At 73.9% G+C, this 24,140-nt stretch carries 23 protein-coding genes and 1 pseudogene; 14 read left to right on the forward strand and 10 right to left on the reverse strand.

What is annotated here, in order from left to right:
• Positions 1 to 164: 164 nt before the first annotated feature.
• The 3 genes and pseudogenes from ACTEI_RS01705 to ACTEI_RS01715 form a co-directional block, all read right to left on the reverse strand.
• Positions 165 to 1,328: an MFS transporter gene (locus ACTEI_RS01705; RefSeq protein WP_239082543.1), complete on the reverse strand. Its 1,164-nt coding sequence runs from the start codon at positions 1,326 to 1,328 to the stop codon at positions 165 to 167.
• A gap of 296 nt (positions 1,329 to 1,624) precedes the next feature.
• Positions 1,625 to 2,332 carry a futalosine hydrolase gene (locus tag ACTEI_RS01710; protein ID WP_122976026.1) on the reverse strand — a complete coding sequence of 236 codons (708 nt, stop codon included), beginning with the start codon at positions 2,330 to 2,332 and terminating at the stop codon, positions 1,625 to 1,627.
• 842 nt (positions 2,333 to 3,174) lie between these two features.
• Positions 3,175 to 4,647 (reverse strand): annotated as a pseudogene (locus tag ACTEI_RS01715) (MFS transporter); the annotation flags it as partial.
• 54 nt (positions 4,648 to 4,701) lie between these two features.
• Here ACTEI_RS01715 and ACTEI_RS01720 point away from each other — a divergent pair.
• On the forward strand, positions 4,702 to 5,571 hold the full coding sequence (locus ACTEI_RS01720; RefSeq protein WP_122976027.1) for a DUF3027 domain-containing protein: 870 nt from the start codon (positions 4,702 to 4,704) through the stop codon (positions 5,569 to 5,571).
• A 7-nt stretch (positions 5,572 to 5,578) separates the two neighbouring features.
• On the opposite strand, the gene ACTEI_RS01725 is transcribed toward ACTEI_RS01720, so the two are convergent.
• Positions 5,579 to 5,788, reverse strand: a complete 210-nt coding sequence (locus ACTEI_RS01725; protein ID WP_122981860.1) for a DUF2530 domain-containing protein — start codon at positions 5,786 to 5,788, stop codon at positions 5,579 to 5,581.
• 156 nt (positions 5,789 to 5,944) lie between these two features.
• A complete protein-coding gene (locus ACTEI_RS37990) occupies positions 5,945 to 6,139 on the reverse strand; it encodes a hypothetical protein (RefSeq protein ID WP_239082547.1) in 195 nt (64 codons plus the stop codon).
• Here ACTEI_RS37990 and ACTEI_RS01730 point away from each other — a divergent pair.
• From ACTEI_RS01730 to ACTEI_RS01755, 6 genes are all read left to right on the forward strand, one after another.
• A complete protein-coding gene (locus ACTEI_RS01730; RefSeq protein ID WP_239082545.1) occupies positions 6,078 to 7,466 on the forward strand; it encodes an NCS2 family permease in 1,389 nt (462 codons plus the stop codon). The two genes, ACTEI_RS37990 and ACTEI_RS01730, sit on opposite strands and share 62 nt — an antisense overlap.
• A gap of 101 nt (positions 7,467 to 7,567) precedes the next feature.
• The gene (locus ACTEI_RS01735) at positions 7,568 to 8,014 is read left to right on the forward strand and encodes a MarR family winged helix-turn-helix transcriptional regulator (RefSeq protein WP_187645969.1); all 447 of its coding nucleotides are present in this window, start codon (positions 7,568 to 7,570) and stop codon (positions 8,012 to 8,014) included.
• 67 nt (positions 8,015 to 8,081) lie between these two features.
• Entirely contained in the window at positions 8,082 to 9,533 is a 1,452-nt protein-coding gene (locus tag ACTEI_RS01740; RefSeq protein WP_122976029.1) for an MFS transporter, read from the forward strand.
• A 172-nt stretch (positions 9,534 to 9,705) separates the two neighbouring features.
• Positions 9,706 to 10,257, forward strand: coding sequence for a hypothetical protein (locus tag ACTEI_RS01745; RefSeq protein ID WP_239082546.1), 552 nt, complete (start codon positions 9,706 to 9,708; stop codon positions 10,255 to 10,257).
• A gap of 107 nt (positions 10,258 to 10,364) precedes the next feature.
• Positions 10,365 to 11,384, forward strand: coding sequence for an MDR family NADP-dependent oxidoreductase (locus ACTEI_RS01750; protein ID WP_122976031.1), 1,020 nt, complete (start codon positions 10,365 to 10,367; stop codon positions 11,382 to 11,384).
• A gap of 15 nt (positions 11,385 to 11,399) precedes the next feature.
• Positions 11,400 to 11,912 carry a MerR family transcriptional regulator gene (locus ACTEI_RS01755; protein WP_122976032.1) on the forward strand — a complete coding sequence of 171 codons (513 nt, stop codon included), beginning with the start codon at positions 11,400 to 11,402 and terminating at the stop codon, positions 11,910 to 11,912.
• A gap of 268 nt (positions 11,913 to 12,180) precedes the next feature.
• On the opposite strand, the gene thpR is transcribed toward ACTEI_RS01755, so the two are convergent.
• From thpR to ACTEI_RS01775, 4 genes are all read right to left on the reverse strand, one after another.
• Positions 12,181 to 12,666 (reverse strand): RNA 2',3'-cyclic phosphodiesterase, encoded by a 486-nt coding sequence (gene thpR, locus ACTEI_RS01760; RefSeq protein WP_164465810.1) that lies wholly within the window; start codon positions 12,664 to 12,666, stop codon positions 12,181 to 12,183.
• 11 nt (positions 12,667 to 12,677) lie between these two features.
• Positions 12,678 to 13,733 (reverse strand): septation protein SepH, encoded by a 1,056-nt coding sequence (gene sepH / locus ACTEI_RS01765; protein ID WP_122976034.1) that lies wholly within the window; start codon positions 13,731 to 13,733, stop codon positions 12,678 to 12,680.
• 221 nt (positions 13,734 to 13,954) lie between these two features.
• The gene (gene serC / locus ACTEI_RS01770; protein ID WP_122981862.1) at positions 13,955 to 15,073 is read right to left on the reverse strand and encodes a phosphoserine transaminase; all 1,119 of its coding nucleotides are present in this window, start codon (positions 15,071 to 15,073) and stop codon (positions 13,955 to 13,957) included.
• Between the two features lie 2 nt (positions 15,074 to 15,075).
• On the reverse strand, positions 15,076 to 16,182 hold the full coding sequence (locus tag ACTEI_RS01775; RefSeq protein WP_122976035.1) for a citrate synthase 2: 1,107 nt from the start codon (positions 16,180 to 16,182) through the stop codon (positions 15,076 to 15,078).
• A 204-nt stretch (positions 16,183 to 16,386) separates the two neighbouring features.
• Between ACTEI_RS01775 and pdxH the strand changes: the two genes are divergently transcribed.
• From pdxH to ACTEI_RS01805, 6 genes are read left to right on the forward strand one after another with little or no spacing between them, the layout of a single operon-like run.
• A complete protein-coding gene (gene pdxH, locus ACTEI_RS01780; protein ID WP_122976036.1) occupies positions 16,387 to 17,040 on the forward strand; it encodes a pyridoxamine 5'-phosphate oxidase in 654 nt (217 codons plus the stop codon).
• A gap of 2 nt (positions 17,041 to 17,042) precedes the next feature.
• On the forward strand, positions 17,043 to 18,335 hold the full coding sequence (locus ACTEI_RS01785; RefSeq protein ID WP_372443282.1) for an MFS transporter: 1,293 nt from the start codon (positions 17,043 to 17,045) through the stop codon (positions 18,333 to 18,335).
• A 10-nt stretch (positions 18,336 to 18,345) separates the two neighbouring features.
• A complete protein-coding gene (locus ACTEI_RS01790; protein WP_122976037.1) occupies positions 18,346 to 19,263 on the forward strand; it encodes an aldose 1-epimerase family protein in 918 nt (305 codons plus the stop codon).
• The gene (locus tag ACTEI_RS01795; RefSeq protein ID WP_122981864.1) at positions 19,263 to 19,901 is read left to right on the forward strand and encodes a nitroreductase family protein; all 639 of its coding nucleotides are present in this window, start codon (positions 19,263 to 19,265) and stop codon (positions 19,899 to 19,901) included. The genes ACTEI_RS01790 and ACTEI_RS01795 overlap by 1 nt, the downstream gene beginning before the upstream one ends.
• A 59-nt stretch (positions 19,902 to 19,960) precedes the next feature.
• Positions 19,961 to 20,257: a type II toxin-antitoxin system VapB family antitoxin gene (locus tag ACTEI_RS01800; RefSeq protein WP_014687530.1), complete on the forward strand. Its 297-nt coding sequence runs from the start codon at positions 19,961 to 19,963 to the stop codon at positions 20,255 to 20,257.
• Positions 20,258 to 20,315: 58 nt separating this feature from the next.
• Positions 20,316 to 21,077: a DUF4230 domain-containing protein gene (locus tag ACTEI_RS01805; RefSeq protein WP_122976038.1), complete on the forward strand. Its 762-nt coding sequence runs from the start codon at positions 20,316 to 20,318 to the stop codon at positions 21,075 to 21,077.
• A 470-nt stretch (positions 21,078 to 21,547) separates the two neighbouring features.
• Here ACTEI_RS01805 and ACTEI_RS01810 read toward each other — a convergent pair whose 3' ends face one another.
• Positions 21,548 to 21,751, reverse strand: coding sequence for a PspC domain-containing protein (locus ACTEI_RS01810; RefSeq protein ID WP_122976039.1), 204 nt, complete (start codon positions 21,749 to 21,751; stop codon positions 21,548 to 21,550).
• Positions 21,752 to 21,957: 206 nt separating this feature from the next.
• Here ACTEI_RS01810 and ACTEI_RS01815 point away from each other — a divergent pair, with 206 nt between their 5' ends.
• Complete coding sequence (locus tag ACTEI_RS01815; RefSeq protein WP_122976040.1) at positions 21,958 to 23,805, forward strand: DUF5941 domain-containing protein; 1,848 nt, start codon at positions 21,958 to 21,960, stop codon at positions 23,803 to 23,805.
• Positions 23,806 to 24,140 lie beyond the last annotated feature (335 nt).

Below are 24,140 nucleotides of genomic sequence, written 5' to 3' on the forward strand. Positions count from 1 at the left end.
CGGCATCTCCGGTGGGCCTCGGGTTTGCGCCGGGCGCGGCATCCCCGGTGGGCCTCGGGTTTTGCGCCGGGCGCGGCCGGCATCCCCGGTGGGTCTCGGCCTTTGCGCCGGGCGCGGCCTGCATCCCCGGTGGGCTGAGGCTTCGCGCCGGGCGCGGATTGGCCTCAGGCGGGGTGGGCCGGCTCCTGGACGGCGAGGTGGCGCAGGGCGCGGGCCGCCGGAACGGCCAGGATCACGCCGGCCACCGGGATGAGGAACGCGACACGCAGGCCGACCGGTTCGGACAGCGCGCCGAGCAGGACCGCGCCCAGCAGCGCCCCGCCATAGTTGAACAGGTTCACCCGGGCGATCACCTCGTCGCTGCTTCGCGCCGCCGCCTCACCGGCCGCGCTGAACGCCAACGGGACGAGCACCCCCACGCCGAACCCGGCAATCGCGAACCCGGTCACCGCCGCGCCCACCGACGGCAGCAGCACGACCAGCCCGCAGCCGGCCGCGCACACCGCGAGCGCGCCCAGCGCCATCGCCAGCCGACCGGCGCGGGGTACCAGGTGGTCCGCGATCAGGCGGCTGACCAGCACGGCCGCCTGGTAGGCGGCGTATCCCAGCGGCGCGACCGAGGCCGCGGCGGACAGCGAATCCGCCAGGTAGACCGAGCTCCAAGTGCTCACCGCCGAATCGACCAGGAACGCGGTGAAGACCAGCAGGCCGCAGACCCGGACCACCCGTCGCACCACGCGGCCACCGCTGTCGTGCGCCACCCGGGAACGCTCGGTACGGCCCGGCTCGAACCGCCGCCACCCGGCCAGCCCGACCAGCACCGCGAACCCGGCCGCCGCGCCCACCGCGACCGACGCCCCACCACCGCCGGCCACCGATCCCGACATGAGCAGGGCCGCGGCGATGGCGGCCGCGGTGTACGCGGCGAACAGGCGGCTCATCACGCTGCGGCGCAGGCGCGCCTGGACCAGCACGCCCTGCATGCTCAGCGAGGCGTCGACGGCGCCCAGGCCGACGCCGTAGAGCAGCAGCACGGTCACGAAGACGGCGTTCGGGGCGCTCACGGTCGTCCCGGCCAGCCCCGCGCCGACCAGGAACAGACCGGTGGCCAGCGCGTACCGGCTGCCCCGGCGGCCGGCGACCCGGTCGGCCACCACCGAGCCGCCGGCCGCGGCCACACAGACCAGCAGCAGGATCGCCGACACGAAGGCGTCGCTGAGGTCCTGCCGCTCCTTGAAGGCGGGCAGGGCGGTGACGACGGCCGCGTACCCGAGCCCCTGAGCGGCGTAGCCGGCGCCGATCAGGCGGGCCCGAGCCCCGGCGCTCATGTCGGTCATCCCGCCTCGCCCATCGTTGGAGCGACGAAAATCACACGCTCATTCAGCGCAGCATGCCGGGCGTGATCGTCCACGGCAACAGATTCGTGTAAAGGAATGCGCCTTCCTCGTGGTGCGGGCGCTCTGTGCCGGCCCGGTCCCTGGCCGCACCGGCTGCTCGCGCGGCCGGCCTCGTCGCGTCTCGGGGGGCTGGTCGCCGTGCGGGCTCGCTCGGTTCGGGTTGCCGGCCTATCGCGGTTCGCGGAGCCCGCCGGGCCTGATCGGCCGCTTCGTCCAGCGGCCGGCTGTCAGGGCAGGGTGTGCAGGGCGGGGGCGGCGGCCCGCAGGGCCGCGAAAGCGTCGGCCAGGCGCCAGGTGGCGCGGTCCCGGGGGCCGACCGGGTTGGAGATGCTGCGCAGCTCGGCGAACGGGACACCGGCGTCGGCGGCGGCGACCGCCACGCCGTAGCCCTCCATCGCCTCCGCGACGGCCCGGGGGAAACGGGCGGCCAGGCGAGCGGCGGTCTCCTCGGTGCCGGTCACCGTGCTGAGCGTGAGGATGTCGCCGACGGCCGCGTGCGGCAGGGCCGCGCGCAGGGCCTCCAGCAGGGCCGGGTCGGTCGCCAGGATGCTGCTGCCGAAGCCCAGCTCCTCGACCGGGAGGAACCCGTCGGGCGACTCGGCGCCCAGGTCGGCGGCGATCGTACGGCCGGCGAGCACGGTGCCGCCCACGTCGGCGCGGCCGGGGAAGCCACCGGCGATGCCGGCGCTGATCACGGCACGGTACCGGCGGCGGGCGAGCAGGCGTGCTGTTCCCGCGGCGGCGGCCGCCGGTCCCACCCCCACCGCCTCGATCACGAGGCTGGCCGTGGGTTCCGGTGGCGTGGCGACCCGTCTCGATCCGGGGTGGTCCGAGCCGGTGCCCGGCGCGGGGCCCGGCTCCTGATCGAGGGCGGCACGAAGCGCGTCGGCCTCGGCGGGGACGGCGGTCACCACCAGGATCGGGTGCCGGCTCACGCTTGCTCACCGGTCGGGCCGGTTTCCCCGGACGGCGTGGCCGGGGCGGCGGAGGAGGGCCGGTAGACGTGGAAGCCGGGCGGCGCCGCGGCACGGTCGGTGGCCGGGGCGCCGGCGCCGGACTGCGCGGCATCTCCGGTGGCGGAGGCGCCCCCGCCGCGGCCGGCATCACCGGGGAAGCGGTGGGTGGTGGCATCGTCGGCGCCGGGCCCGGTCCCGCTGGCGGGCCGGCGGGGGCCCGCGCCGAAGGTGCGGCCGGTGGCGGCACCGCCGGAGCCGCTGCCGGGGGCGCCGTCCGGGCGGCCTGCCGGCTCGCCGGTCGGGCGGCCTGCCGGCTCGCCAGCGGCCGGGAACTGCCGGGTCGGTGTGGTGGCCGCCGGGCCGGAGCTCGCGGTGGCGGACGGGCGGTCGGTGGCCCGGGTGCGGCGGCGTGGCCACCAGCCGCGGCGGCGTGGTGGCTCCACCAGCGTCGGATCGGTGCGGCGGCCGGTGGCGGCGCCGGCCGCCGGGCCGCCGGAGGAGTCGAAGTCGCGGGCGCCGCGGTCGCCGGGCGTGCTCAGGCCGCGGGCGCCGGGGTCGCCGGGCGTGCTGAGGTCACGGGTGCGGGGGTCGCCGGGCGTGCTGAGGTCACGGGCGCCGGGCGTGCCGAGGCCACGGGCTCCCGGACCGCCGGGTGTGCCGAGGTCACGGGTGCGGGGAAGGGCCGGATCGGCGGGGTCGCCGAACGGCTCGAAGTCGCGCGTGCCGGCGCGGGGGCGGTCGGCGGCGCGGCGCGGGGCGGGTGGGTGGTGGCCGGCGCGCTCGGGGACCGTCGGGGCTTCCGGCCACGGGTCGGCGGCCTCGTGGAGCGCGGGGGGCTCGTCGGGGTGCGGGGCCGTCGGCGTACCGGAAGGGTGGTCCGGAGCGTCGGCGGCCGGGCCGGGCGCGGCAGGGTCTCCGGCGGCGCCGGAGGGGGTTTCCGGGCGGCCGGCGAGGCGCTCGTTGTGCAGGCGGGCCGCGGACCAGGCGGCCCGCCCGGCGGTCACTGCCGCGAGGGCGGCGGCCAGGCCGATGCCGAGGCGGCCGGCGAGCGGGATCAGGCCGATGCCGCCGCCGGTCACCCAGGCCAGCATCAGGACGGTCTCGGAGTGGGCGAAGGCGGTGGCCCGCAGCCGCTCCGGGACGCGCTCCTGGATGCTGGCGTCGACGGCGAGCTTGGCGATGCCGCTGAAGGTGGCGGTGAGCAGGGCCAGCAGGGTGATCGTGGCGAGGTTGTAGAAGACCGTCGCGAGGATCGCCACGCCGGCGGTCACCACCAGTCCGCTGGCCTGCAGGGCGAGCGGCCGGCGGATGCGCAGCCCGGTGCCGGCGGCCGTGGACAGGAACGTGCCGAGCGCCAGCGCGCCGCCGACCAGGCCGACCGCGGCGTTCCGGTTCAGCTCCAGGCCGAGCACGGTGCTGTCCAGGTCACCCGCCATGATCGCGAAGGTGAGGTAGAGCAGCAGGAAGCCGTAGAGCAGGCGCAGTCCGGCGCTGCCGACCAGGGTGGCCAGCACCAGGCGGCCGGAGAGCGGACGGTCGGAGCCGCGGTTGAGGCCGAGCACGGTGCGCCAGGCGCGCGGCATCGCCTCGGGCGGGTCGGAGTCGGCGCGCGGGGGGAGGCGCAGTGCGACCACCATGCCGGCGAGGAAGATCAGGGTGGCCACCCGCATCGGCCACTGTGGGCCGAACCGGAAGGCGAGCAGGCCGATCGGGGCGACCACGGCGCCCGCGAAGGTGCCGTAGACGCTGGCCCGGGCGCCCACCTGGGACAGCCCGACCCCGGCCGGCAGCAGGCGGGGGACGGCCGCGGAGCGGGCCACGCCGTAGGCCCGAGAGAGGGCCAGCACGCCGAAGGCGGCCGGATAGAGCCCCCAGCCGAGCAGGTTGTCGCTCATCACGTAGGCCAGGAAGGCGCGGCCCAGCATGGTCACCGCCAGCGCGTAGCGCCGGCCGTGCCGGAAGTGGTCCAACAGCGGGCCGACCACCGGCGCCAGCAGCGCGAACGGCACCATCGTGATGAGCAGGTAGAGCCCGACCTTGCCGCGGGCCTCGCCGAGCGGGACGCTGAAAATCGTGCCGGCCAGGCCGATCGCGATGAGCGCGTCGCCCGCGCAGGAGACCGCGTGCAGGTCGAACAGCCGGATCATGCCGACCTCGTTGGCGGCGCCGCGGGCCCGGGCCGTGCCGACCCGGCGGGTCGCCCAGGCCCCGCCGCGCAGCGATCCACGCACCACCATGCGCACCGCTTTGACACCGGTGCCGACGGTGCGTCCGAGAGTGGGAAGCAGCGGCATGGGAACCATCCTGACTGATCCGGGCGACGTTCGTCCCGTTCCGTCCACAGGTATCTGGGGAGTCGTTGCGGCGCGTGCGGTTCGGTAGGCAACAATGGGCGGGTGACCTCCAGGACCACCTCTCGCGCCGTCCGACTCGACCAGGTCTGTGCCGATGCTGTCGGAGTGGCCCGGGGTGCGATCACCGATGTGGACCCCGCTGACATCGGTGAGCACCTCGACGTCGTTGCCGAGGGCGACCGGGTGGTGACGCACTTCTTCGAGTCGCACCTGGCCGGCTACCGCGGCTGGCGCTGGGCGGTGACGGTGACCCGGGTGCCGCGCAGCCGGCATGTCACGATCTGCGAGACGGTCCTGCTGCCCGGTCCGGACGCGCTGCTCGCCCCCGGCTGGGTGCCGTGGAACGAGCGGGTCCAGCCCGGCGACCTGGGGGTCGGCGACCTGATGCCGACCGCGCCGGACGACGACCGGCTCGCCCCGGGCTACGTGCTCAGCGACGACGCCGCGGTCGAGGAGGTGTCCTGGGAGCTCGGCCTGGGCCGGTCCCGGGTGATGTCCAAGGACGGCCGGATGGAGACCGCCCAGCGGTGGTATGACGGCGACGCCGGCCCGGAGGCGCCGATCTCGACCGCCGCGCCGCGCAACGCGCGCTGTGGCACCTGCGGCTTCTACCTGCCGCTGGCCGGGTCGCTGCGGCAGATGTTCGGCGTCTGCGGGAATCTGTACGCACCGGACGACGGCCGTGCGGTGAGCGCCGACCACGGCTGCGGGGCGCACTCGGAGGCGCTGCTGGCCACCGCCGAGCAGCCGGTCGAGGAGCTGCCCACGGTGTATGACGACAGCGAGGTGGAGACCATGGCGGTCAGCCGTGGCCACGGCTCGGTGGAGTCCGGCGAGCCGGCCGAGGACTACGGCCACAGCTAGGGCGGCCCTAGGCTCCTTCGACGCGGAACTCCGGGTGCGACAGCGCCCGGCGCCGCCTCCGGTGCCGGTCGTGCACGATCATCGTGGTCAGGCCGGGGGCGCCCAGCAGCAGCCCGGCCACGCTGGTGTGGAGCCAGTCCTCCGGCGCGCCGGCCAGCCAGCAGACGATCGAGGCCACGGCGAACGCGGCGATGCCGGCGAGCGCGAACGGAACCATCGGCGGGTCGAGTGGCTCGGGGCGCGGCCTGGTGCCGGTCACGACGGTGAGACCGGCCGGCGGATCGTCAGCCCGGGTCGCGGGAGACAGGTCACTCACTCCGACAGGGTAAGGCCATTACGGAACGTCCCGACGCGGGACGTGAGAGTTGTAACATCACTGCGCTTTGCCGAGGTCATCCGCGTCTGACACCATGCGCGCGTCGTTCACTGTGCCGTCCGGAAGGACCAGCATGTCCACAGCCGCAGGGACCGCCACCGCGCGGAACGGTTTTGACCGCTTCTTCCAGATATCTGCTCGGGGCTCAACGCTGAGCCGTGAGATCCGTGGCGGCTTCGTCACGTTCTTCACGATGGCCTACATCGTCGTGCTCAACCCGCTGATCCTGGCCGGTGGGGCGGACCAGAAGGGCGCGCATCTGCCCCTGGCCGCGCTCGCCGCCGGTACCGCGCTGGTGGCCGGCGTGATGACCATCCTGATGGGCGTGGTGGCCCGCTTCCCGCTCGCCCTGGCCGCCGGTCTGGGCGTGAACGCGCTGGTGGCGTACGAGATCGCGCCCCAGATGACCTGGGCCGACGCGATGGGCCTGGTGGTGATCGAGGGCGTGCTGATCGCGCTCCTGGTGCTCACCGGTCTGCGTACCGCGGTCTTCAAGGCGGTGCCGACCCAGCTCAAGACCGCGATCGGGGTGGGCATCGGCCTGTTCCTGATGATCATCGGGCTGGTCGACTCCGGTTTCGTACGCCGGGTGCCGGATGCCGCGAACACCACCGTCCCGGTCGAGCTCGGCCTCGGCGGCAAGCTGCTCACCTGGCCGACCCTGGTCTTCGCGATCGGCCTGCTGCTGACCCTCGTGCTGTTCGTGCGCAAGGTGAAGGGCGCCATCCTGATCGGCATCCTCGGCACCACGGTGCTGGCGATCGTGGTGGAGGCGGTCGCCGGGGTGGGCTCGGTGGTCACCAATCCGCACGGCTGGTCGCTGAACGTCCCGACGATGCCCGAGAAGGTCGTCAGCGCGCCGGACCTGTCCCTGCTCGGACACTTCAACGTGCTCGGCTCGTGGCAGCACGCCGGCTGGCTGGTCGCGCTGATGTTCGTCTTCACGCTGCTGGTGGCGGACTTCTTCGACACCATGGGCACGATGGTGGCGGTGGGCCAGGAGGGCGAGATGCTCGACGCCGAGGGTATGCCGCCGAAGACCAGGGAGATCCTGCTGGTCGACTCGATCGCGGCGGCCGCCGGCGGCGCGGCCAGCGTCTCCAGCAACACGTCGTTCGTGGAGAGCGCCTCCGGCGTCGGCGAGGGCGCCCGCACCGGTGCGGCGAACCTGGTCACCGGCGCCCTGTTCCTGCTCGCCATGTTCTTCGCGCCGCTGGTGCAGGTGGTGCCGTTCGAGGCGGCGTCGACCGCGCTGGTGGTGGTCGGTTTCCTGATGATGACCGCGGTCCGGCAGATCGACTGGTCGGACTGGACCATCGCGGTGCCGGCGTTCCTGACCGTCACGCTGATGCCGTTCACCTACTCGATCTCGAACGGCATCGGCGCCGGGATCATCTCGTACGTGGTGCTGAAGGCCACGACCGGCCGGGCCCGGGAGATCCACCCCATCCTGTACGGGGTCGCCGTCCTCTTCATGTTGTACTTCGCCCGGGGCCCGCTGGAGTCCTGGATCCTCTGAGCGGTCGGTAGCCGTCACCGGGCGCACCGGCGTGCCCGGTGACGGCTCTCATAGGGTTGATGGCGTGTCGTTAGCCATGCTCATTAGCTAGGCTAAAGATCGTGACGGAGCGGGTGATGACGACGGAGCGCACAGCGGAATCGCTGGCCAAGACGCTGCGAGAAGCGATCATCCGGTTCGGCCGGCGCGTCCGGCAGGCCCGCCCGGTCGGCGATCTGACGTTCAGTCAGCTCTCCGCGCTCACCAGCCTCCAGCTGGCCGGCGCGCTGACTCCGCGTGAGCTCGCCGACATGGAACGGGTGCAACCCCCGACGATGACGAAGATCGTCGGGAAGCTGGAGGAGCGCGGGCTGGTGGCACGTACGCCGCACCCCACCGACGGGCGCCAGGTGATCCTGGCCGCCACCGACGAGGGGCGGGCGGTCTACGCGCTGCACGAGCGGGCCCGTAACGAGTGGCTGGCCGTGCAACTGGAGCGGCTCACCCCGGAGGAACGCGACACCCTGGCCCGCGCGGCGGAGATCCTGCAGCGCGTCGCCCGCGGCTGAACCGGCTGGTCGTTCCGTTTCGTCACGTGACGATGACGCGTACGACCGAGCGAGGGGGCACGACCGCATGCGGGCAGTGCTGGACACCACCTTCCGATCCCTGCGAGTCCGCAACTACCGTCTCTTCGCCGGTGGCCAGCTGATCAAGCTGATCGGCGTGTGGATGATGTTCACCGCCCAGGACTGGCTGGTGCTGGAGCTGTCGGACGACTCGCCCGGCGCGCTCGGGGTGGTCACCGCCCTGCAGTTCGTCCCGGTGATGCTGCTGACCCTCTACAGCGGGCGGCTGGCCGACCGGTACGACAAGCGCAAACTCCTGATCGTGGCGAACGCCGTGTTCGCGGTCACCGCCATCGCCTTCGCGGTGCTCGTGGCCGCCGGCGTCGTCCAGCTCTGGCACGTCTTCCTGTTCGCCCTCCTGCTGGGCATCGCGAACGCGGTGGAGACCCCGGTCCGGCAGGCCTTCGTCTCCGAGCTGGTGGAGCTGCCCCTGCTGCCGAACGCGCTGGCGCTCTCCGCGGCCACCTTCAACTCCGCCCGGATCGGCGGGCCGGCGCTGGCCGGCGTGCTGCTGTCGGTGCTCTCCACCCGCGGCGTGTTCCTGATCGCCACCGTGCTGGCCGTCGCCCCGGTCTTCACCTACCTGCGGATGAACACCGCCGAGCTGTACGGCATCGAGCGCAAGGATCGCGGCGAGGCCCGGGTGCTGGACGGGCTCCGGTACGTCGGCAGGCGCGCCGACCTGCTGCTGCCGATCTGCCTGATGGCCGCGATCGGCATGATCGGGTTCAACTTCCCGGTCACCCTGGCCGCCCTCGCGAAGATCAATTTTCACGCCGGCGCCTCGTCGTTCGGCCTGCTCACCACGGCGCTCGCGGTCGGTGCGCTGGGCGGGGCGCTGGCCGGCAGCGGGCGGCGTACCCGGCCCGGCGCGTACCGGGTGATCGGCGCGGCGCTGGCCTTCGGGGTGCTGGAGTTCGCGGTCGGGTTCGCGCCCAACTTCGTGGTCGCCATGCTGCTGCTGGTGCCGACCGGCTTCTTCTCGATCTACCTGGCGCAGGCGGCGAACCACCGCGTGCAGATGGGTGTGGACGCGGATTACCGCGGGCGGGTGATGGCGCTGTACGTGCTGGTCTTCCTCGGCACCACGCCGATCGGAGCCACCCTGGCCGGGTGGTGGGGTGAGCACTTCGGGGTGCCGTCGAGCATCTGGATGGGCGGCCTGATCTCCTTCGTCGCCTCGGCGGCGGCGCTGGCCTGGCAGCTGCGCAGCAGCGGTGACCGGCTGGAGTTGCGGATGCGGCCGCACCCGCGGATCCGCCTGGTGGCGGCGGCCCGGACCGAGCCGGAAGCGGAGACGCCCCGGTCGGGGGTCCGGGGGGCCGGGCCGGAGGCGGAGACGCCTCGATCGGCGGCCCGGGCGGCCGGGACGGGGCGGGCCGGGAGGGCGGAGGCGACGCCGGCCCGGGGGCGCGTCGAGCCGCCGGCCCCGACCCGCGAGCCGGTGGCCAGAGTCTGACTCACCCGATCGCGTGATGACGCCCGTCAACCCTCGACGGTATTGTCCGTTGTGTGCCGGGAAAGAGTGCCCGATGTCGGTAAGAAACCTGGCATTGAGGTAGTTGGCAGATCAGGTCCGCCGAATGGGTGTTCCGACTCGGCCCGGGCAGGCATAACGTCGATTCGTGGCAATGGCGCAACTGGTCATGGTGTCGGCGGCGTGGATGACGCTGCTGGCTCTTCCGTGTGCCGGGATCCTCTTCCGGCGCCCCGCGCCGCGCCGGCCCGCCACTCCGGTCCACCGGCCGCGCCGGAGCGCGTCGTTCCGCCGGCTCCCCGCCCCGGCCCGCCTGCCGCGCAGGGGCTCGGCTCCGGCTCCCTGGGCCCGCCGGCCCCGCCCGCAGAACCGCGAGCTGCGCCGGTTCGACCGCGACATGCAGGGCGTCGACGTGACCGGCCGGATGGACGCGCTGCCTCCCGTGCCGATCGAGCAGCTCGCCCACGACCTGCGCCGCCTCGACCGGCAGCGCCGCGGCGGCCCGATGCAGTCGTCGGAGGCCACCCGCGCCGCGGTGCTGCAGGCCTACGACGCGCGGCTGCGGCTGGCCTGCCGCTGCCTCGGGGTGCCCGAGCACCTGCAGCCGCTGCAGGGTGTCGACCGGGAGATCGAGCGGCTCCGGGTGGAGGAGCGACTGGCGGCCGCCGGGCTGGCCCTGCGCGGATACCAGGAGGACAGCGCCTGACGCCCGCCCCGCGGCGAGCACAGCGCCCGGGCCGGTCGTTCCGCTTGCCTTTGACGTACGGGTCAGGGTCTACGGTCTGCCGTCCACTCTTCGTGAAGGAGCGTGCAGTGCCCTCGACCCCTCGAACGCACCGTGAAGTCCGGCTCGCCGCCGTCCCGGACGGCCTGCCCCGCCCCGAGCACTTCACCGTCGTGCAAGCCCCGGTCCCGCAGCCCGGCCCCGGCGAGGTCCTCGTCCGCAACCGGGCCTTCCTGGTCTTCGCCGCCCTGCTGCGCACCATGATCGGGGCGGCCGCCGCGGGACTGCCCGGCCCCCGGCCCGGTGACCCGCTGCCCGGACCGGCCATCGGCGAGGTGATCACCGCCCCCGAGGCCGGTGGGCTGCGTCCCGGCGACCTGGTCCGGCACGACTTCGGCTGGCGCGAGTACGCGACGGTGCCCGCCGGCATGTGCAGCCCGCTCGGCGACACCCTCCCGGACCCCGTCGCGCACCTGTCGCAGGGCTGGACGGCGTACGCGGCACTGACCCGAGCGGCCGAGGTGCGCCCCGGCGACACCGTTCTGGTCACCGGCGCGGCCGGCGCGGTCGGGTCACTCGCCGGTCAGACCGCCCGGCTCCTGGGCGCCGGGCGGGTGATCGGCACCACCGGGTCGGCCGCGAAAGCGTACCGGCTGACCACCGAGCTGGGGTACGACGCCGCCGTCGTGCGCGGCCCGGAACCGGTCACCCGGCAACTGGCCCACAGCGCGCCCGAGGGCATCGACGTGCTGCTCGACACGGTCGGCGGTGAACAGCTGCGAGCGGCCGTGGAGGTGGCCCGGCCGCACGCCCGGTTCGCCCTCGTCGGGGCGCTCTCCGCGCAGCTGGCCGCCGAAGGTCGGGGGATCAGCGCCCCGGTGGAGCTGGACCTGGCGCCGATCGTCGTCAAGCGGATCAGTCTGCGCGGCCTCAACGCCGCCGACCATCCGGACGCCCTCGACGAGTGGACGCAGCGGTTCGGCGGCTGGCTGCGGGCCGGTGACATCCGCTTCCCGCACGTACGCCTGCCCGGAATTGACCAGGCCCCCGAGGCGTTCCGGCAGGTCGCCGAGGGGCGGCATGTCGGAGCCGTCATCGTCGAGCTCTAGCGGTCAGGAGACGGGATGCGGATCGGCGACGCGGCGGCAGCGGCCGGAACCACGCCACGGGCACTGCGCTTCTACGAGCAGCGCGGCCTGCTCCCGCCCCCGATCCGCACCCGCACCGGGCAGCGGACGTACGGCCCGGCCGAGGTCGCCCGCGTGCGGATCATCCGGGAGCTGCTGTCGCTCGGCCTCACCGTCGACGACATCGCCACGCTCACCGACCGCCTCCACCTGCTCGACGGTGACACGCTGCCGACGCACACCCTCCCGGCGCACGTCCGGCTGCCCGAGGCGGCCGCGACCTTCGGTCGCCGGCTCCAGGTGATCGATGAACAGATCGCCCGGCTGGTCCAGCTCCGCCAGTTGCTGGCGGCCTGTCACGCCGAGCTGACGGACGTGCCCGCCGGCGAGCCGACCACCCCGGCGCCGGGAGCCGAACCGCCCGGCCCGGCCGTCCCGGGCGACGACCCGCGTCGACCGGCTCCGGACCGGCCGGGCGCGCGGGGGCTCGGGCCGGCTCCGGGCCGATGACCGACGGTGGCTGCGAGCCGGCGGCGTGGATCGGCGATGCGGCGGTGGCTGATTGCGGCGGGCGGAAGGGTCGGCGATGCGGCGGTGGCTGATTGCGGCGGGCGGAAGGGTCGGCGATTCGGGGGTGGCTGATTGCGGCGGGCGGAAGGGCCGGCGATTCGGGGGTGGCTGATTGCGGCGGGCGGAAGGGCCGGCGATCCGGCGGTGGCTGATCGCGGCCGGCGGGCGGATCGACGATGCGGCGCAGCCCGGACCCCGACCGGCGTGGTCAGTCCGCCGCGGGCAGCGGCCACTCCTGGACGGTCCGATAGTGGCCGTGCTCGCTTTCCATCAGGGCGAAACCGGACACCGGCCAGTCCATCCCGGCGTACCCCTCGAGCGCCCGCAGCAGCCTGCGGTCCATCCGGTAGGAGATGGTCAGATGCGGCCGGAACGGCCGCCGATCGATCGGGAAGCCGGCGCCGTCCAACGCCGCCCGGATCGCCTCGCGCAGCTCGTCGAGCGCCGTGAGCGCACCGGCCAACCCCACCCACATGACTGATCCGAACCGGCCACCTCCGTCGAGCCGGAGCCGGAAGGGCGGCGGCCCGGACACGGTGGCCAGGGCATCGACGACCTCGGGCGTACGGTGATCGTCGACCTCGCCGAGGAAGGCCAGCGTGACGTGCCATTTCTCGGGACGGGTGAGGTGCGCGCCGGGCGGCAGCCGGCGGCGCAGGTCCTCGCGGGCCGTCGACGGTGGGAAGACGGCCACGAAGAGTCGGCTCAGGAGGACTCCCGGGCCGCCGGGCCACCGCCGAAGAGCACGTCATCCCAGCTCGGGAGCCGCTTGCGGGGCTTGCTCTCCTCGGTTTCGCTGCTCGCCTGCGCGGTCTGGCCGACCGTGCGGCGCGGGCGCAGCACCGCCAGCGACGGCACCGCCGGAACCTCCTTGGGCAGGTCCGCGTCGTCGTCGAAGGCCGAACCGGAACCGCCGCCGAGCAGCGCCGCGGCGCCCCCGGCGACCGGGCGGCGGGCGGCCGGGGAGACCGGCTCCAGGCCGCGGCCGGACGAGCCCTCCAGCGGCCGGTCGAGCGAGGCCAGCAGGGCGTCGCGGCCGGCCCGGATCGGGTCGCGGGTGGGCCGCGCCGGGGAGTCCGCCGCGGGCAGGCCGTGACCGCCGCGGGACGGCTCGCCGCCGCGGGCCGGGCCGGGCAGGCCGTGGCCGCCGCGCTCCGGGGCCGGCTCCTGACCGAGGATCTGGGTGGGGCGCTCGGCGCACAGGTACTGCGCCATGTCGTCGTGCGGGGAGACCACCTGGCGGCCCTTGTCCAGGTCCCAGATGGCCTGCGCGGTGGCCTTGCCGGACGGCCACGTGGCGACGATCCGCCAGGTGCCGTCGTCGCGCCGGAACGCGTCCCAGGAGATCTTCTCGGTGTCGATGCCGTGCTGCGCCAGGCGGCTGTCCACCACCTCGGCCAGTGGCTGACCGGAATCGGACGTCTTCAGCCGGGTGCGGCGCGCGTGCTGGGCCAGCATGGCGCGCTCCTGCAGCACCGGACCGGCGTAGCGCAGCACCCGGTCGACCGGGACGCCGGCGATGCGCGCGACGTCCTCGGCGGACTCACCGGAGCGGATCCGCGCCTGGATGTCGCGCGGGGACAGGGAGGAGGCGGTGTCCGGCGCGATCACCGCGACCGCGGTGCCCGGGGCCGCGGGGCCCTCGGTGAGCACCCCGGTCACCCGGTCGTCGAGGGGGAGCGCCAGCAGGCGGCCCACCTCGTCGGCGAGCACGAGGGCCTGTCCGTCCTCGGAGAGGGCGACGAAGCGTACCGGCCGCATGCGTTGCCTCCGTCCCGTCGCGTTGGCCTGTGCTCCCGAGAGTCAGCCACCCGGGCGCGTTTCGGAACACGGTACGCGCCCTGGTCACCCAATGGGGGTAAGCCACGCCGTCAAAGTAGCTGACCAGCAGAGATGATCTTCGACTTCGGAAGATCCCCTCCTTCGTACGAACTATGCCCCGCTGATCGCAATGAGCCAAGTCACCGGGCGGATATCCGTCCTCAGAGCCGCTCCACCACGTAGTCGATGCAGGCGGTGAGGGCGGTCACGTCGGTCGGGTCGACGGTCGGGTAGAGCGCGACGCGCAGCTGGTTGCGGCCCAGCTTGCGGTACGGCTCGGTGTCCACGATGTCGTTGGCGCGCAGCACCGTGGCGATCGTCGCGGCGTCCACCCCGTCGGCGAAGTCGATGGTGGCCACCGCGGCCGAGCGCAGCGCCGGGTCGGTGACGAACGGCTCCGCGTACGGCGACCGGTCGGCCCAGCCGTAGATCGCCGCCGCGCTCTCCGCGCTGCGCTTGACCGCCCAGGCCAGACCGCCCTGCGCGTTCATCCAGTCCAGCTGCTCGGCGGCGAGGAAGACGGTGGCCAGCGCCGGCGTGTTGTACGTCTGCTCCAGCCGGGACTGCTCGATGGCGGTCACCAGGTCGAGGAACTGCGGGATGTACCGCTTCGACGCCTTGATCTCGAAGGCCCGCTCGATCGCGGCCGGCGACATCAGGGCCAGCCAGATCCCGCCGTCCGAGCCGAGCGCCTTCTGCGGGGCGAGGTAGTAGACGTCGGTCTCGCGCAGGTCGACGTCGAGGCTGCCGCCGCCCGAGGTGGCGTCGGTGAGCAGCAGGGCGCCCGGGTCGGCGCCCGGCACCCGGCGGACCGGCACCGCGACACCGGTCGAGGTCTCGTTGTGCACGCTGGCGTAGACGTCCACGCCGGCCTCGGCGGTCAGGTAGGCCGCCTGGCCACCGGGCGCCCGGTGCACGGTCGGCTCGGCCAGGAACGGCGCGTCGGTGACCGCCTTGACGAACTTGGCGCCGAACTCGCCGAACTCGGCGAACTGCGCGCGGTCGCGGACCAGGCCGAACGTGGCGACCTCCCAGAACGCGCTGGTGCCGCCGTTGGCCAGGACGACCTCGTAGCCGTCCGGCATCGAGAAGAACTCGGCCAGCCCGCGGCGCAGCCGGGCCACCTGGTCGCGCACCGTCCGCTGCCGGTGCGACGTGCCCATGAAGGTCCGGGAGACCACGGACAGGGCCTCGACACCCTCCGGCCGGACCTTGCTCGGCCCGGAGCCGAAGCGGCCGTCCACGGGTTTGATGGTGTCAGGGATCCGGATGTCAGCCACGGTCACACATTATGCGTGAGTTGCGACCAGCCCTCGACCTCCGAGGGCTGGCGCGGGTCGGGGCCGACGTAGCGCAGGCTGGGCCGCAGGATCCGGCCGAGCCGCTTCTGCTCCAGGATGTGCGCGCTCCAGCCGGCCACCCGGGCGCAGGTGAACATCGAGGTGAACATGTGCGCCGGCACCTCGGCGAAGTCGAGCACCACCGCGGACCAGAACTCCACGTTCGTCCACAGCTCGCGGTCCGGCTTGCGCTCGCGCAGCTCGGCCAGCGCGGCGGTCTCCAGGGCCGAGGCCACCTCGTAGCGCGGGGCGCCCAGGTCCTTGGCGATCCGGCGCAGCACGCGGGCGCGCGGGTCCTCGGCGCGGTAGACCCGGTGGCCGAAGCCCATCAGCCGCTCGCCGCGGTCCAGGACCTCCTTCACGTACCCGGTGGCGTCGCCGCTGCGCTCCACCGCCTCGATCATGTGCAGCACGCGGGTGGGCGCCCCGCCGTGCAGCGGGCCGGAGAGCGCGCCGATCCCGGAGGAGATGCAGGCGGCCGCGTCCGCGCCGGTGGAGGCCACGATCCGGGTGGTGAAGGTGGAGGCGTTCAGGCCGTGCTCGGCGGCCGAGATGAAGTACGCGTCGACGGCCTGGACGTGCCGCGGATCCGGCTCACCGCGCCACCGGCGCATGAACCGCTCCACGATGGTCTGCGCCTTGTCGATGTCCTTCTGCGGCACCGCCGGCAGGCCCAGCCCGCGGGCCGCCTGGGCGACGAACGACAGCGCGGTCACCGAGACCCGGGCCAGGTCCTTGCGGGCCTGCTCGTCGGTGATGTCCAGCAGCTGGGAGAGCCCCCAGTACGGCGCCAGCATGGCGACCGCGGACTGCACGTCCACCCGGATGTCGCCGGAGTGCACCGGCACCGGGAACGGCTCGGCGGGCGGCAGCCCGGGCCCGAACCGGCCGTCCACCAGCAGGCCCCAGACGTTGCCGAAGGAGACCTGGCCGATCAGATCCTCGATGTCGACACCGCGGTACCGCAGCGCGCCACCGTCCCGGTCGGGCTCGGCGATCTCGGTCTCGAACGCGATGACGCCCTCGAGTCCCGGCTTGAAGTCGGACACGGCACTCCCTGGGGAACGTGAGCTGCGGTGAGTGATTCATCTTGCCCGCGGGTAACCGCACGGTCGACCCGTGGCGATTGTGCTCTCGATGACACCCATCCTCGTGCAACTGACACCGGGTGGCTGCGGACTTACGGTCGTTTTCGTCAAAGGGGCTGCCGGCTTTCCCGTCGTGCGGCGGCCCGGGACGAAAGGAAGTACCGGATGTCCGCCGATCCGCCGTCCCCCGCCGGGATGCGCCGTGACTACACCGAGCACGCGCCGCTGCTGGAGAGCTCGCTGGCCGCCGACTGGCCGGGGCAGTTCGCCGCCTGGTTCGCCGAGGCGACCGCGTTCGGGCTGCCCGAGCCGAACGCGATGATCGTGGCGACCGCGGACCCGGCCGGCCGGCCCTCGGCGCGGACCGTGCTGCTCAAGGGGTTCGACGCGGCCGGTTTCGTGTTCTTCACCAACTACGCGTCCCGCAAGGGCGCCGAGGCGGCGGCGAATCCGTACGCGAGTCTTGTCTTCCCCTGGTTCCCGATGCAGCGCCAGGTGATCGTCGCGGGGGCGGTGGAGCGGGTCTCCCGCGCCGAGACCGAGGCCTATTTCGCGTCCCGCCCGCGCGGCTCGCAGCTCGGCGCCTGGGCCAGCCCGCAGTCGCGGGTGGTGCCCGGCCGGGACACGGTCGACGCCGGCCTGGCCGAGGCGGTGGCGCGGTTCGGCGACGGGCCGGTGCCGGCCCCGCCGCACTGGGGCGGGCTCCGGGTCGTCCCGGAGACCGTCGAGTTCTGGCAGGGGCGCAGCAACCGGCTGCACGACCGGCTGCGGTTCCGCCGCGACGGCGGGGCCTGGGTCGTGGAGAGGCTCGCCCCGTGAGCGTGACCGGGGCGCAGAGCGCGGAGAAGAGCAAGAAGTCCTGGATGATCGACACCACCCCGCTGCGGGTGGTGGCGTTCCGCCGGATGTGGATCGGCAACGGCGCCTCGTTCTTCGGCTTCCAGTTCACGTCGGTGGCCGTACCGGTGCAGATGTTCGCCGTCACGCACTCGCCGTTCTGGGTCGGCCTGCTCGGCGTGGCCGGCCTGGTCCCGTTGCTGATCTTCGGGCTCTGGGGCGGCGCGGTGGCCGACGTGGTTGACCGGCGCCGCCTGCTGCTGGCCAGCTCCGCGCTCACCTGGGTGGTCACTCTGGGCCTGCTGGCGCAGGCCGCTCTCGGCGTACGGAGTCCGCACCTGCTCCTGGCCCTGACCGCGATCCAGTCGGTCGGCTTCGCGATCAGCTCCCCGGCCCGGCAGTCGATCGTCCCGCGGCTGGTGCCGGCCGACATGGTCCCGGCGGCGAACACGCTGAACTACACCACGACCACGGCCGGTGGCGTGCTCGGCCCGCTCGCCGCCGGACTGATCATGGGTGTGTGGTCCACCGACACCGGTGTGACCGCGGCGTACGCGGTCGACGCGCTGCTGTTCACGGTCACCTTCTGGGCCACCTGGCGGCTGCCGGCCATCCCGCCGGTCGAGCTGGACGGCGCCGACGAGAAGCCCACGGCCGGGCTGCGCGGCATCGTGACCGGCCTGCGGTTCCTGGTCACCCAGCCGGTGCTGCTGCTGTCCTTCGGCATCGACCTGATCGCCATGGTGTTCGCGATGCCGCGGGCGCTGTTCCCGGCGGTGGCGCAGGAGCGGTTCGGCGGGGGCGCCGCGGTCGGCTGGCTGTTCAGCGCGATCGCGATCGGCTCGGTGCTGGGCGGCCTCACCTCCGGCTGGATCGGCCGGGTCCGCCGGCAGGGTGTCGCGCTGGTGGCCGCGGTGGTCGGCTGGGGGGTGGCGATCAGCCTCTCCGGGCTGGCCCACCAGCTGTGGCTGATGGTCCTGCTGCTGGCCGTGGCCGGCGCGGCCGACCTGGTCAGCGCGGTCTACCGGCAGTCGATCATGCAGACCTTCGCGCCGGACCGGTTGCGCGGCCGGCTGCAGGGCGTCTTCACCGTCGTGGTGGCTGGCGGCCCCCGACTGGGTGATCTCCGGGCCGGCGCCACGGCCGACCTGACCGGGGTGGGCGCCTCCTGGGTGGGCGGCGGGTTCGTGGCGGCGGCGCTGGCGCTGGTACTGGCGTCGGCGTTCCCGGCGTTGATCCGATACCAGCCCGCTCGGGGCGCGACGGAGAACCACTAGTGTCGCGGGTATGACGGAGACAGCCGCGAAATCCGGGGTCCAGTGGTCGATCGAGGCGGACGGCCGCCGGGCCGTGCTCGCCGAGGTCGGTGGCACGCTGCGCAGTTTCTCGTCCGGCGGGGTGGAGCTGCTCGACGGCTTCGGCCCGGACGAGATCTCCCCGGGTTCCGCCGGCCAGATCCTCGCCCCGTGGCCGAACCGGATCCGCGACGGGCAGTACACCTTCGAGGACCGGGCGTACCAGCTCCCGCTCACCGAGCCGGCCCGGCACAACGCCATCCACGGCCTGGTCAACTGGTCGCGCTGGCGGGCCACCGAGCACACCGCGTCCGCGGTCACCCTGGAGTACGACCTGCCGCCCCAGGTCGGCTACCCGTTCTCGCTGACCCTGCGGACCCGCTGGTCGGTCTCCGCGGAAGGCCTCCGCGGCGTGCAGGAGGTGGTCAACACCGGCGACGCGAACGCCCCGTGGGGCTACTCGGTGCACCCGTACCTGCGGCTGCCCGGCGTCCCGGTGGAGAACACCGTGCTGCAGGTGCCGGCCAAGACCCGGATCCTGGCCGACGCCCGGCTCCTGCCGATCGGCGCGGTCAAGGTCGCCGGCACCGAGTACGACTTCGCCGAACCCCGCCGGATCGGCACCATGATCCTGGACACCACGTTCGGTGACATCGACTTCGGCCCGGACGGGCTCACCGAGGTCGTCCTCGCCGACCCGGACTCGGACACCAGGATCACCGTCTGGGCCGACGACAAGTTCAAGTACTGGCAGGTGTTCACCGGCGACACGCTGCACGGCGAGCGGCACCGCCGGTCCGTCGCGGTCGAGCCGATGACCTGTCCGCCGGACGCGTTCCGCTCCGGACGGGACCTGATCACGCTGGCGCCCGGCGAGACCTGGACCACCGCGTGGGGGATCCGCGCCTGATGGAGTTCGACGAGGTGGTCCGCCGGCGCCGGATGATCCGCGGGTACGACCCGGAGCGCCCGGTGCCGCCGGAACTGATCGACAAGATCGTCCGGCACGGCCTGCGCGCCCCCTCGGCCGGCTTCTCGCAGGGCTGGGGCTTCCTGGTGCTCACCTCGCCCGCGGACCGGGACCGGTTCTGGTCGAGCACGGCGTACGGAGCCGGCGACCCCGGCGGCTGGCTCGACCGGATGCGTACCGCGCCGCTGATCATCGTGGCCCTGTCCAACAAGTCGGTCTACCTGGATCGGTACGCCGAGAGCGACAAGGGCTGGACGGATCGGGACGAGGCGCGCTGGCCGGTGCCGTACTGGGACATCGACACCGGATTCGCCGCGCTGCTGATGCACCTGACCGCGGTCAGCGAGGAGCTCGGCTCGTGCTTCTTCGGGGTTCCGGCCGACCGGGTGCGCGACTTCCGGGCGGCGTTCGGGGTGCCGGAGGAGTTCACCCCGGTCGGCGCGCTCACCGTCGGCTATCCGGGAACCGACAAGAGGTCTCCGTCACTCAAACGCGGCCACCGGCCGGTGGACGATGTGGTGCATCATGGCCGGTGGGCTCCGGCCGGGCCGGCCCCGTCGGCGTCCGGCGAGGCCTGACCGGCCCGCGGCTACGCTGGCATACCGAAGGACGTTTCGCAGGGAGAGGGGCAGCCGCCGTGATCTTCAAAGCGGTCCGGGACGGAGCCCCGTACCCCGATCACCACACCACGTTGAAGGCGTGGGCGGAGATCCCGCCGCGGCCCATCCGGCTGGCCGACCTGATCACCACGAAACGCGAGCTGGCGCTGGACAAGCTGCTCGCCGAGGACTCGACGTTCTACGGCGACCTCTTCCCCCACGTGGTGGAGTATCAGGGCGCCCTCTACCTGGAGGACGGCCTGCACCGGGCGCTGCGGGCCGCCCTGCAGCAGCGCAATCAGATCCACGCGCGGGTGCTGGTCGTCGAGGGGTGAATGTCCGGCCGGGTGCTTCCGGTCGCGGATTGTCGTACCCGCTCCGTACCGTTAGGACATGGCCAACTCACCGGATGTCGAAGAGCCGACGACGGAATATCCGGCCGTGCCCGGCGGGGCCGAGCCGGTCCCCCCGGCGGAGCCGGGCGCGCCGGCCGAGTCGCCGGAGCGCCGGCCGAGCTTCTTCGCCCGCCTGCTGATCTTCGTCGGCGTCGTTTTCGCCCTGATCGTCGCGTCCTGCTTCGGGCTGCGCGCGCTCAACGTGCTGCCCTCCTTCGACAACCCGTTCTCCGACCGGACCGTCGACCGCAGCCAGCCCGTGCTGCTGCAGTCCATGCGCGATCTGCATCGGTACGTCGCCGCCGACGGCACCTTCCAGGTCATCGTCGACCTGCAGCAGAACCGCGAGAACATCCCCGACTTCCTGGTGAACCGGCGGATCCTGTTCGTCGGCTCGGGCACCGTGGAGGCCTATGTCGACTTCGGCGCCCTCACCGGCGACGCGCTCAAGGTCGACAACGAGAAGAAGACGATCGAGCTGACCCTGCCGCCGCCGCAGCAGTCGACGGCCGCGCTCGACATGGCCAAGAGCTACGTGGTCGAGGAGGACCGCGGGCTGCTGACCAGCATCGGCGACGCCTTCCGCAGCGACACGGACAAGCAGCAGCGGGTCTATCAGATGGCCCAGGAGAAGATCACCGAGGCGGCCCGGGGGAGCGGCCTGGATCAGCGGGCTCAGCAGAACACCCAGCTGATGCTGGAGAGCCTGTTCACCCGATTGGGGTACACCTCGGTGAAGGTGACCTTCACCACCCCGTGACGGGCGGGTTGGCCGGTCGAGCGACGCCCTTGCCGGGGTTGCCCGCTCCGGCCGGGCGCCCGGCCGGCCGGTGGGCCGAGCGACGCCGTCGCCGGGGTCATCCGCTCCGGCCCGCGTGGCGTCCGGCCGGCCGGTGGGTGGGGCGACGCCGCCGTCCCCGGGGGGCCAGGACGGCGGCGTCCATGAATCGCCGCCCGGTGGTGGCCGGGCTGCGATCCAGCTCTTCCGCGCGGTGGCCGCCGACGCTCGCGGGACCCCGTGTTTGCGGGGCCTTGCGCTTGCCGGGGCCTTCGTGCTTGCGGGCGCCTTGTGCTTGCGGGGCCCTCGTGTCTGCGGGGATCCCGGGCTTGTGGGTCCTCGTGTCTGCGGGGATCCCGGGCTTGTGGGGCCCCTCGTGCTTGCGGGGACGCCGGGCTAGCGGCCTGGCGTGCTTGCACGGGGGCCCGCGTCGCGGAACGCCGGGAGGGCGATCACTCGTTGGGCATCAGGGCCCAGAGGACCAGGTAGGCGATGAACTGCGGGCCCGGCAGCAGGCAGGACACCAGGAACAGCAGCCGGACCGTACCGGCCGACATCCCGTAGCGGCGGGCCAGACCGGCGCAGACACCGGCGATCCAGCGGTTGTGACGGGGGCGGGTCAGGGCGCGTGACTTGACGGGGCTGGTCACGATCATCGACTCCTTCAGCGTGGCCGGAGCGCTCTGCCCCGGACCACTTCGACGGTAGGTACGGCAGCCGCGCCGTCCCTCATCCCGCAGATGGAGAGCAGCGGCCGGACTCCCGTAAGGGGGACCCGTACCCGAATGACGCCCGCTGTTAACCTTTAGCCGCCTCGCACGCCCCCTAGCTGCGGGCTCGTGTTCATCCATGGAGGCGAACGGTGGCGCTGGCCGTCCTGCACGCGAGTCCCGGGACCGCCCTCACCGGCAGCGAGGCGAGCCGCCTCGCCGACGACCTCACCGCCGCCCTGCACGCCGCCGGCGCGCCGCAGGTCGACCGGGTCGCGGCCGGCGCCGACCTGCCGGAACACCTGCGTGCGGCGGCCCGCCGCGCCCGGGATGCCGGCACCTCGCTGCTGATCTGCGCCGACGACCTGGTCACCCATCACAGCCTGCTGCGGATGCTGGCCACCGACCCGGCCGGCCGCAGCACCGTGCTGGTCGCCACCGACCCGGAGGGCGAACTGCGGGAGGAGCGGGGCCGCGCGGTCCCGGCCGAGCCGGGCGCCGGCACGGTGCGCCACCTGGGCGCGATGTGCCTGGCCCCGGCCGACCTGCCGCTGCTGGAAGGGGTCGCCGACCGCGCGGACCTGCTGCCCGCGTTGCTGGAGGCGGGGCTGGTCCCGGCCGCCGTCCGGGTGCGCCTGCTGCACGCCGAGCGGGCCGGCACGGACGAGCAGCTCGCCGCCGCGCGGCGGCGGCTCGCCGCGATCGACGAGGACCGGGCGCGCTTGCGGCTCGCGGTCAAGGAGCAGGACGACTTCTTCACGACGTACGCGGTGAGCAGCTGGTCCCCGCTGGTCACCCGGACCGCCGCGCGGCTGCGCCTGAGCCCGACGGCGGTGACCGTGCTGTCGGTGCTGTTCGCCGGCGCCGCGGCGCTGGCCTTCTGGCAGGCGTCGCGGGTCGCCATGATCCTCGGCGGCCTGCTGCTCTACCTGGGTTTCGTGCTGGACTGCGTGGACGGCCAGCTGGCCCGGTACACCCGGCGGTTCGACGCGTTCGGCGGCTGGCTGGACACCATGGCGGACCGGGCCAAGGAGTACGCGGTGTACGCCGGTCTGGCGGCCGGCGCGGACCGGCTCGGTCTGCCGTACGCCTGGCCCCTGGCGATCACCGCCATCGCCCTGCAGACCGTCCGGCACATGACCGACACGTGGTACGGCGCGCTGCACGACGAGGCGGCGGCCCGGCCCCGCCCGCAGGCCGCCGGTGGGGTCGGCGCGCGGCTGAGCGCGGCCTCGCAGGCGGCGCAGAACAGCCGTGGCTCGCTGATCTACTGGGCCAAACGGATCGTGGTCTTCCCGATCGGCGAGCGGTGGGCGCTGATCGCGCTGCTCGCGGCGGTCACGAACGGCCGGATCGCGCTCGCGGCGGTCGTCGGCCTCGGGGTGCTGGCGTTCCTCTACACGCTGTCGCTGCGGTCGCTGCGCGCGCTGTCGATGCGGGTGGCCGTGCTGGACCGGGTCGACACCGCCCGGCACCGGGACGACGGCTGGGTGGCGCGCAGCGTGCTCGGGCGGGCCCGGATGGACTTCCCCCTGCTGGTGGCGGCGGTTCTCCCGGCGTACGCGATGGTCGGGGTCCTCTGCGGCGAACCGCTGCGGACCGGCATCCTGGCCGGCGGGATCCCGGCGGTGCTGGCCGCCGGGATGACCGCCCGGGCCCGGCACGACCGCCCGCTGGACTGGCTGGTCCCGGCCGCGCTGCGCGCCGCGGAGTACGTGTTCGTGGTGCTCGCCGGGCTGACCGGCCAGGTGCCGTGGCCGCTGGTGTTCCTGCTGCTGTTCGCGCTGGCGCTGCGGCACTACGACCTGACCGCGCGGATGGAGAAGGGCGCGCCGGGTACCCGGGCCGGCGCGGCGGTGCTCGGCTGGGAGGGGCGGACGGTCCTGCTGGCGGCAGCGACGCTGGCGGGTTTCGCGGCCGGCGGCGTGGCGCTGCTGGCGGCCCTGGTCGGCGGCGCCTTCCTGACGACCGCGGTCCGCGACTGGCGCGCCTCTCGCTGAGCCGCGGGATCTCGGAACGGGCGGCCGGCGCGAGCGCCGACGCGCGCCGGGTCGTCACGGGTTGCCGCGGAGTGCCGAGGCCGGCCGGGGTCGTCACGGTTGCCGGCGGAGTGCCGAGGCCGCGGGGGTCGTCACGGTTGCCGGCGGAGTGCCGAGGCCGCGGGGGTCGTCACGGTTGCCGGCGGAGTGCCGAGGCCGCGGGGGTCGTCACGGTTGCCGGCGGAGTGCCGAGGCCGCGGGGGTCGTCACGGTTGCCGGCGGAGCGCCGAGGCCGCGGCGGCCGTCACGGGCGGCCGGCGGAAGCGCCGCGGCTGACCGGCCCGGTGGCCGAATGT

Source organism: Actinoplanes teichomyceticus ATCC 31121, from assembly GCF_003711105.1.
GTDB lineage: Bacteria > Actinomycetota > Actinomycetes > Mycobacteriales > Micromonosporaceae > Actinoplanes > Actinoplanes teichomyceticus.